This window comes from Portibacter lacus, from assembly GCF_021533215.1.
GTDB classification, from domain to species: Bacteria; Bacteroidota; Bacteroidia; order Chitinophagales; family Saprospiraceae; genus Portibacter; species Portibacter lacus.
Genome location: NZ_JAJNKA010000034.1, coordinates 1 through 3,624 on the forward strand (window position 1 = coordinate 1; position 3,624 = coordinate 3,624).

Here is a 3,624-nt window from a genome sequence, read left to right on the forward strand (position 1 = left end):
CATCAAAAAAACTGAATATTCTATAGATATTACTACCTTTTTCAACTCTGACCTCATAAATCCCATCTTCTAAATGTTTGAAGAATTTTTTCGGTACTCTTTCTACCGATATAATGATCTCTAAAGTGTAATCAATTTTATCTTGAACAACTTTAGTCTGATCATTATAGAAGGTCCAAAAGTAATTTCCATATGTCTCAATCTTCCTCTTCATAAACTATAAATGTAACGAATAAGTTTCATTATTTTGTAATATGTGCTGATCAAAATTACTTCGGAAAAACTATGCTTTCAGCTTGGCCTACCTCGGAAGCCATTTCTCCACCGCTTTTTTCAACCCTTCTAGATTCTTTTTGTGGTATCGCTCAACACTCATAACCAATCTTAGTCATCACGGTTAACTACATATTCAAGAAATATCCTTAGATTAATTAGTGGATGTTGCAGATCTTGAAGTCAATTCCAAAACTTTAAATAGAGTTATTGAGCTTTAAAAGCTTCCTTCAAATGTAAGAGATAAAATTTTCTACTTTATCGATATGTCTATAAGAGATAATAAGGCTAGAGCTGCTTATGCTTCTTGATCACTAGATTCTAATTCAAATACTAGAGTTGTAAAGTTATTGTCACTATAAAAGAGTTTTGATCCTATCACTTTGGAGAAGTAAAACTCAGCAGTATGGTCAAATACAATTTCCATCTTAGAAGATGAGAGATTTAATCGTACCAATTGATTGTTAGCACCGAAGAATAATTCATTATCATAATAACTAAGTTGACCGAATGTGCCAGTGTTTCCTTGAGGATAAACTTGAAGTCTTTGAATTTGCTCAGTCAATAATTCTTTGCTTAAGATCTTTCCTTCTGAAAGGTCTATTTTTAATAGGTATACATCATTAACTTCTCTTACAAATAGGAACATGTTTTTATCTGCGATCACATGACCCATTCTCAGCTTATTTTCAAGGTGCAAGTGCCATAATTTTTCACCACTATTGTAATCTAGACAAAATAACTCTTCCTCATTTGTTGAAAGAAGTGTTCCTTTTACGAGCTGATTATTTCCTATATATCCTGAAACAGATTTCAATTTCAACTTCTCTTTATCTAACTCCCACAGCTTTTTTCCAGATTTAAGATCTATTCCAAATTTCTTATTTGCTTCATTGACATTTCCTACAAGAACATCATCACTCCAGGCTAATGCGTAAAGTCGATTCTCATAATCTAAACTGATTTCCCATTCTAATTTTTGATCGGTATTTGTGTAGTATTGTAACAATGCCTCTTTTCTTGAATTCAGGATTAATCCCTTATCAGTTAATGTTGTACTTCCCATAAGCTTACTATAGGATTCGATAAGACATTTATCCTTAATATTATAAAGATATGGAGCTCTTCCTTTCCAAAGCAAACAGTGAAACTCATTCATGCCACGTAATTTAAACTCACTAATACTGTGCATTAGGTTTAAATCATAATCGAAGAATCCAATTTTTAAACTGTCTTGCTTTATGCAAATGATGCTTCTGTTATTATGAGGAAGTACCCCTGTTTCGAGAGAAGTGATTGGTTTCATTAGTTAATAACTTTGAATGCACTAGAATTTAAAATAAAATCTTCTATGCCATCATATAAACCATTTGTATTTTCAAACAAAAGATCATCTAGATCACTAAATATTTTTTCTACACTCTTGCTGTTGATAACTTGATCTTTCCACGGCGACTTCTTAAACATATCCAATAATTGACCTTTCAAGATATCGACATTAGTGATGTTTGCTGATTTTTTAAATTCGTAAGAGTAAAACTTTAAGGCATCATCTGGTTTAACACCTTTCGAAATTCTATCAAAAATATCAAGAAGATCCTTATGAAACTGTTTTGCGAATGCATCAACATTTTCAGATCTTAAAAGAGTAGAATAGTATTTGGTTTCTATAAAGTTAGGTGGAGGCGAAAGCGGAGATATATCTGGATATCTGCCTTTAGGATATCCACTATTTGGAGCAGCTTTGATATACTCCTCTAGAGCACTAATATTTTCCCAACCATAATCTTCACACCTTCTCAATCTAAATAATTCGCCCTTTAATTGCCCAATTTTTGTTGATTGGAGACCAGACCTGACTTTTGCCAATTTCGCAGCATCAGTCAACCCTTCCATTTTCTCTATGCTATTAAGCAAAACTTGTAAGCCATTGTTTTTCCCTGGATCAGCGATGTCAGAATACAAAGAACCATTATTATTCATTTTTTTAATAAATGATTTCATAAAACTTTCATTAAAGCCAGCATCTAATAATTTTGGGCTACGAATTGGATCTAATATTTTCGCAAGCTTCTCAAGGCTAGGTAAATCAAGCCTTACAACTGGATTGTCAATTAGTATCCTCCAGCTATTAACGAACTCTTGCCCTTGTGCACTTTCTACTGAAGTAATTTCGGTTTCAGCAAGCACCTTCTCAGCTGCATAAACATTCCCTACTTGCACTATAAGAAGTACTAAGAAAATGATATGCTTAAGCCAATATGTGATCGGATTTTTCAATTCCTAAAGTTAGTGATTTTTTATTTTCATTTGAAAGTTCAAGAGAAAATAAAAAAGTTACAATAGAGTTAGTTTAGTTTTTGTTGGATTGATTTTACCTTCAAGTTCCAAAGTTGTATTTTTTCTATCAATATGTATGAGCCTCGTATCAGATTCAACCATTGAACAATCTGGATCAAGATCTTTAATGTAAAATTCTAAGTTGGAGTTGTACTCTTCGATGTCATTGTTGATTCTTGCGATATTCACTTCGATGGACTCTATATTTTTGTTGAGCACTTTAAAGTCTTGCCCTTTATTAGTTTTCTTTTGTAATTTAAGGCCTTTCAGAGAGCGTTTTAGATTTGGCATTTTCTCTTTGTCTTCTCTAACTTTTCCATTTTGATGTAAGAGGTCAAAAAAATCATTAACAAGTAAATTTGGATTTTTCATATTTGTTTATTTTATATATTAATTCTCGAGTCTACTTTTAAGTTCATTTCAGCTTAACAAGTTTTGACTCGATTTTAAAATGATAAGCTTAGCCATCGAGCGAGGAAGAGTAGCGGCTTAGCATTTTAAAATGAGTAAACAACCGTAGGGCGTTAGGTACTCGTTTGGGTGTGAGGGCATTCGGGGGCGGACTACTGCGGATGTGATCAAGGTAGCTGGTGAGAGCGCCGACTCGTAGAGGCGCGAAGCCAGCTGGATTGCGGCAAAGAAGAATAGAGGTAGCGACAACCATGTCTAGGTACGACGACGTGGTGAAGCGTTAGCGATTTTCTTCGTGCAGAGGATGAGTAGCGTGCAACGAGAACTTAGTCGGCTTAATATTCTTACTGCTTATACATTCAAAAATTTCAGAAGAAAATAAAAAGTATCAACTTTTCATAAATTCCGACTTAGTTCGAAGCCGTAGATCGCCACGCAGTCCGTTAAAACTCTAAGACTGCGATTCTTCAATTACTCTTGCGAAGAGTTGGATTCTTCCTCTGCCTAAAGTATAATTAACAGTAGAGTAGCAGTTAATTGAGGAGCTGAGCTGAGCAGCAGATAATGTGACAAGGCTGTAAGATTGTAAAGAAATAAGGA

General features: G+C 34.0%; 4 protein-coding genes. All 4 read right to left on the bottom strand.

The window, feature by feature from the left end; translation table 11 throughout:
- On the bottom strand, window positions 1-214 hold a 214-nt coding region (locus L2586_RS24285; protein WP_235295604.1), incomplete at its 3' end, for a type II toxin-antitoxin system RelE/ParE family toxin.
- Window positions 215-571: 357 nt separating this feature from the next.
- Window positions 572-1,579, bottom strand: coding sequence for an outer membrane protein assembly factor BamB family protein (locus tag L2586_RS24290; protein ID WP_235295605.1), 1,008 nt, complete (start codon window positions 1,577-1,579; stop codon window positions 572-574).
- On the bottom strand, window positions 1,579-2,553 hold the full coding sequence (locus L2586_RS24295; RefSeq protein ID WP_235295606.1) for a hypothetical protein: 975 nt from the start codon (window positions 2,551-2,553) through the stop codon (window positions 1,579-1,581). Before L2586_RS24295 ends, L2586_RS24290 begins: the two co-directional genes overlap by 1 nt.
- 57 nt (window positions 2,554-2,610) lie before the next feature.
- A complete protein-coding gene (locus L2586_RS24300) occupies window positions 2,611-2,985 on the bottom strand; it encodes a hypothetical protein (RefSeq protein WP_235295607.1) in 375 nt (124 codons plus the stop codon).
- Window positions 2,986-3,624 lie beyond the last annotated feature (639 nt).